The following is a 5,394-nucleotide window of genomic DNA, read 5'->3' on the forward strand; positions in this document are numbered from 1 at the left end:
ATCGACGTGCGATTGCCCTAAATGAACCCCCCGAGTATGGTCGGGCATCTGCCAACTTACAGGCCGATTTTCTGCAGTGGGTCAGCATTCCGTTTGACGATCCAGAAGGTGGTGCGGTGGTTTCTGTGAACGGAAATCCACAGGAAGGTTTCATCCTTTTTGGTGAAGAAGGTCTCCCCAGTAACACAGCCTACTGGGTGCCACAGGTAGGTGGTACCAGTGTTCCGTCTAATGACGAGTTTGACGTTACCGCATCCGACGGAAACTCGACCAGTGATCCAACTACTGTAAACATCACTATCAACCACAGCGGATTTGGGCAGTTCGAGCTTGGCAACACCGCGCCACCGAAGGATAAAGACACTGACCCAGGAGCCATCAACGTCGTCGCGCTCATACCTACACCCTCGGCGGGTTGGAATACTGTCCCGGCGACTGCCGAGGATCACGCCAACTACGCAGGGATACCGCTGGCGGCATGGTATCTCGGGTACTCTCAAGAAGCAAAGGATGCGATGGAGCATTTTCGTGGAAATACAGGAGCCCATCGGTCGCTTGATGTACGCCAGATCTTGCTAGATACCAACTCTACCCGGTGGGATAGCGCGATTTCATATCTAGTAGGTTTGGTTCATGGAAAGCACTTCGTTGGCACCCTCGAGCTCGTAGACAAAGAAGTACATCTGGAGGGAACCCACGGTACTGTCTGGCAGCGCGCCGTAGGGGAGTACACGGGCTGGAGTACAGCGACGATTACTGGGTCCTACGTAGATGGAAAGTTTGGCTACTCTGTTACGCATACCTACAACATGTGGGACCCATATGACTGGGACCCGAACAAGCCTGAGTCGACCAACCAGCCTGCGATGGCACGACTTCATCTTGCTGGGCTAGCGCAGCAATACATGACTAGCGGTTCGATCACTACTACCGTTACGTGGAATGAAGACGATCCTCTTCCCACACCCCAGCTTTAGTTGCATGAAATGAGGAAAGGCGAAAAGAGCCGAAGGGGAGACATAAATCCATACAAGTCCAGCTCGCTGCTATCGAAGCCGAGAGATGAGGCTGAGAAAATGCACGCGAAGTTTAGGGCGTTGTGTTTACTTTCCTGGCTGTGTCCGATTGGTGTCGTATCTACCTACTTTTTCTGGGGTATCGCTTTTCTGCCAATGATAGCTTGCTGCATCGTTGGGGCGGTCAGTTCAGGCATTGTGATCGTAAAACTCAAGAACCAGACTGTTCTGCTCAGGTTCGCGTTTATTGGATGCGCTGGAAACCTATTGCTTGGTGGTCTTATCTTCTGGTTACTGTACCGGGTAGTCTCGTCATTTAGTTCATTTCAGGGGCCTGGCTAAAAAGATGATCGGGTGATCATCTGGATTAAGGCATTTTTAAAGGTGCACAGACCGACAACGATCTTCTGCGGCTAGTCGTCATCCTGGCCCGCCGCAAGCCGTTGGTTCCCTGAAGAAGCAAAGGGGTCAGGCCCGAATGCCGCGTGGTTAAGCCGTAAGTTGTTCATGCTGCTGACCTTCGGGCGGCGTGACGGGGACGATTCATGAGTGGGTACTGTTTGGGGCGACGCTTAATTTCTCGTGGGTGAACTCTTGGTTTTCGATCGCCGACCGAGTGCTCGCTGATGGATTCCAGTAACGCCCTCTCGAGCGATTCGATTCGGCTACTGCCAGCTTGTAGCTTTTCCGAAAACGCATTGAGTGATTGAACCGCGGCTGTGTGGCTGAGATACTTCGGAGCCGTTGAGTATCGTATCGCTGTTCGTACGATTAAGTCACGGATCAGGTTATACGAAATCATGTGCGCGTAGATCTCTTTGCGAACCATCGAAGGGCTCTTGCAACGCAAGTGCTCCATCTGCATATGGGTTTTCAAGCTTCTGATATCCAACTCAACCTGCCACCGCTGAGCGTATAGGTCGGCAAGATCTTCGACCGAATACTTTGACGCATCGAGCAGTGTGGTTGCCAACACAACGTAGCGTACTCGGAAGCCTTTTTGAGTGACACGATAACGCAGGTGTCGAACGAGAATAAAATCGTCCAGATGGTCATACTCTTGCTTCGACATCCAGACTGATCGGTAGGCCGGTTTGTGATAGGCAACGATCTGATCACAACTGCCTTGCTTGTAGCCTTTGCGGAAATCAATCTTGCGTTTGTGATGTGCCCGCATCACCACGTCGTAGCCCCGCCGATAGGCGCCGTGAATGTTCGCGAACGTGGCGTAGTAACGATCGGCAAGTAAGATTTCACCGGGAAAAAGCAGACCGATGATCGTTTGCAGCAGGCTGTTCTCGCCGGTCTCCTTGCCGCGATAAGGAGCCATCGCGATCTCCAGGGCCGCACCGCTGCCGAGACAGTACAGCATCACGCATCGCATGATCGGGAAGCCACATCCTTTCTTCTGAACAAGAAAAAGGTGGCAGGACTCTTTTTGGAAGTCCGCGTGCTGATTTCGGTCGTTGAGTCGGGTAGACTGGTCTGATGGGACGACCAAAACGTGCTGACGAAGCGGGCGGGATCTACCACGCCCTGAACCGGGGGAACGCCAAGACCGACATCTTCCAGGAAAGAAAACGTGACGGGGGTATTTATGAGTGTTTGCGAGGACGTCCGGTTGGGCATCAGCGTAACAGCGAACAACTCGACCGGGTGCTTCACCAGACCTACGGCGAGAACTCGTTCGAAGGCGAGAAAATCTTCTTCTTTGTGAAACACCGTTTGCCGTTGATTGCCGCGATTGAGGGCATGGTAAATCTGGCCGGAAGAGAAAACGTGTCAGGACTCGTAAAGACGTAGTGTCTATCTAGACTGCTTGGCTGGCGGATAGGAGCCCCTCTTGCTTGGGGGCGTGATGCCGACTTGCTCCGTCCGACCGAGCTTCTCGATCAGCTTGAGTTGGCAACGGATCGCTCGATGTATTTCTCGGTTCCCGAATTGGAGCTGAATTCATGGGGCACGGTGACCTCGATCGAACCAAGTCCGGAAATTGCAGCCGGTGAAGGCAACGTCATCACGGCACGGTTCAGAACGCGTCAGGTCGAGCAGATGACACGAGTCACGCTTGCCGACGGCAATGAGATTTTGGGAACGATGGTTCATCCGGTTTGGTCAGCCGATCGCCAAGATTGGGTTGCACTATCAGGACTGCAAGTCGGCGAACAGCTGCAGTCGAGAAGTGGTACGATAGAGATCGTTCAGGTCGAGAACTTCGAGTGGCGTCAGCCAGTCTACAACCTGGAAATCCACACCGAACACGTCTACGAGATCGGCAATGCCGGAATCCTAGTCCACAATGCAGGCTTAGACGACTGCGGTGGAGTTGCCCCAGGGAGTAAAATAGATGATGTAATCAGTGAGACACTGGGAGGGCGGCAGAGAGCAGGCGTAAGAAGGATAGATTCGGCACACACTCTTACTGAAAACGAAGCGTTAGAAGCAGGAATCAAATTCCTAGGTCCTGACTACCGGGAGATTGGCCAATCAGGTAGTGGTGTGTATAGAAGCGCAGATGGAACACGACAGTTCCGGATGGACAACAGCTCGCTTATGGGTGACCACGAGCCTTTTGCCCCACATGTTCACCTAGAGACATTCAGGGGTGGGCGTCAGCCATTTGTGAACAACCATATTCCGATCATTCAATAATGAGCAAAAGCAATATAAAAATTGGTGTCGTCGGGAAAGTCCTTGCGGGTGACGATATAGGAAGCTGGGTACGTATAGATGACGACTCCGAGAATACTGGAGGTTTCCTCATACATGTCAACCCAAACCCGGATTTTACCGGTGGTGGAGATGACTGGGTTGAAAGCTATGAAGATCTTGTTGGGTACTTTGACGAGAGCGGATGGGAGCTTGATTGGGGTATGAAATAAAATTTTGCTGACCCAAAGAGTACAGGCGGGCGGATTCTTGACGTCGATGATTTCCGATCCTGGGATGCTGCGGAGGAGATTTACCGTGGCCTTCGTGGTACCACTGATGACATTGACGATATCGTCAGGAACTCAGGTCTGATTCGTACAACGGTGACGAGAGGCAAGGATCACTTTTTAACCGTACTCACTTGCTCGATGATGGCATACGGCATTTCGACGCTGATCCTTCGATCGTGAATGCTTGGTAACGGTTATCGTGGCGGCGAGGTGGCCGCTTTGATGTACAGCCTGGTGTCATCGGCGGCCCGGCATCATCTGGACGTTTGGGCTTATGTGGATGACTGCCTCCGCCGACTTGCCGTTGGATCGACAGACTACGAAGCGTTGCTGCCAGATGCTTGGCGAACTTCGCATCCCGAGAGCATTCGTCAGTACCGCGACGCGGAACAGAAGGCGCGTCGGCTAGCGGTCATGTCATCAATCACGCAGCTAGCAACCGATCCAAGGCGAATTGTTCTGGGGGCTAAAAAATGAGTGGTCGCGGCAACTATACACCGCCACCACCAAAGCGCACCCCGCCGGAATGATCCGGCGGGGTGCTGGTTGGTTCTAGGACTTGCGATTAGACATCGGGTAGCTTGTGGCGTTCTCGATCCGAGGAATCGTCACGCAAGTGTTGGCAGTCGGGAGTCAACATCTCGACCAAGACTTCATTGGCCGCCTGCTCGCCGTCCTGCCGTGGCTGGGGCCACAGGAGAAGCGTGAGCATCGCCAGGGGCAGGCAACAAGCGATTAGAATCGCTGCCGACTGAATCGATTCGGCGATGATCGGATCTCGGCGGTCGCGCTGGGCCCATTGCCTGCGATCCGACTCCAAATCATCGCGACCTTGATTGAGTCCTGTCTGTTCGTCGACGATCGTTTGCTGGACGTCCAGAATTTGGTCCACTTGGGGACCGCTCAGGCCGGGAGCTTGTTTTTGGCATCCCGCCGTCACGAGCAAGGTCACGATCGTGACCAGCATCGCGCAGCGGCTGCCAGAGTTCTTTCTCATACACCTCCTCTTCATTGTTGGGGATTCTGTTGTTGAGCACATGAAGCAAGATGCTTCGCAGCCCACGGATTTGAGTTCTCGCCTGCAGGATCAAGGTCACGGCAATTGCAAGCGACAAGGCCAGAACCAAGATCACAGCAAACAGTGGATGCATCGGACTTTGTTTCTTCCTCCGTTCAATTGTTCGATCCAGTAAGGTGGTTTTGACAGTTCCAGATTCCTCCGATGCGAGACGGGGACGAAGTTGTCAGCGGCGCCGCTACATCGGGACCATTTCCGAAGCGAGCAGATTGACGCTTAAATCCCGTTCCACCGGGATCTGTCTCAGCCATCGCGTCAGCTGATGAACCATCAGACACGCGGTCAGGTTGGCGGCATAGACGGTACTGGCAGAAGTGCATTGACCGGTATGGGCATCCGACTGAGCGAACAGAGTGGA

7 protein-coding genes and 1 pseudogene are annotated in these 5,394 nt (G+C 53.4%); 5 read left to right on the forward strand and 3 right to left on the reverse strand.

The genetic code is table 11. From position 1 onward, the window contains the following. A partial coding sequence (locus tag NHH03_RS17555) for a hypothetical protein (protein WP_253158293.1) occupies positions 1-977 on the forward strand: 977 nt, incomplete at its 5' end. A 544-nt stretch (positions 978-1,521) separates the two neighbouring features. Here NHH03_RS17555 and NHH03_RS17560 read toward each other — a convergent pair. Further along, positions 1,522-2,517, reverse strand: a complete 996-nt coding sequence (locus tag NHH03_RS17560; RefSeq protein WP_261364329.1) for an IS4 family transposase — start codon at positions 2,515-2,517, stop codon at positions 1,522-1,524. Between NHH03_RS17560 and NHH03_RS17565 the strand changes: the two genes are divergently transcribed. From NHH03_RS17565 to NHH03_RS17580, 4 genes are all read left to right on the forward strand, one after another. Continuing rightward, a complete protein-coding gene (locus tag NHH03_RS17565; protein ID WP_253158295.1) occupies positions 2,505-2,819 on the forward strand; it encodes a hypothetical protein in 315 nt (104 codons plus the stop codon). The two genes, NHH03_RS17560 and NHH03_RS17565, sit on opposite strands and share 13 nt — an antisense overlap. A 63-nt stretch (positions 2,820-2,882) precedes the next feature. Beyond that, positions 2,883-3,668, forward strand: coding sequence for a polymorphic toxin-type HINT domain-containing protein (locus tag NHH03_RS17570; protein ID WP_253158296.1), 786 nt, complete (start codon positions 2,883-2,885; stop codon positions 3,666-3,668). Further along, positions 3,668-3,898 carry a hypothetical protein gene (locus tag NHH03_RS17575; RefSeq protein WP_253158297.1) on the forward strand — a complete coding sequence of 77 codons (231 nt, stop codon included), beginning with the start codon at positions 3,668-3,670 and terminating at the stop codon, positions 3,896-3,898. The genes NHH03_RS17570 and NHH03_RS17575 overlap by 1 nt, the downstream gene beginning before the upstream one ends. A gap of 240 nt (positions 3,899-4,138) precedes the next feature. Continuing rightward, the gene (locus NHH03_RS17580) at positions 4,139-4,435 is read left to right on the forward strand and encodes a transposase domain-containing protein (RefSeq protein ID WP_253158298.1); all 297 of its coding nucleotides are present in this window, start codon (positions 4,139-4,141) and stop codon (positions 4,433-4,435) included. Between the two features lie 88 nt (positions 4,436-4,523). Here NHH03_RS17580 and NHH03_RS17585 read toward each other — a convergent pair whose 3' ends face one another. After that, on the reverse strand, positions 4,524-4,955 hold the full coding sequence (locus NHH03_RS17585) for a hypothetical protein (protein ID WP_253158299.1): 432 nt from the start codon (positions 4,953-4,955) through the stop codon (positions 4,524-4,526). 259 nt (positions 4,956-5,214) lie between these two features. Further along, positions 5,215-5,394: pseudogene (locus NHH03_RS17590) on the reverse strand (ThiF family adenylyltransferase); the annotation flags it as partial.

The organism is Stieleria tagensis (genome assembly GCF_024129865.1).
GTDB classification, from domain to species: domain Bacteria; phylum Planctomycetota; class Planctomycetia; order Pirellulales; family Pirellulaceae; genus Stieleria; species Stieleria tagensis.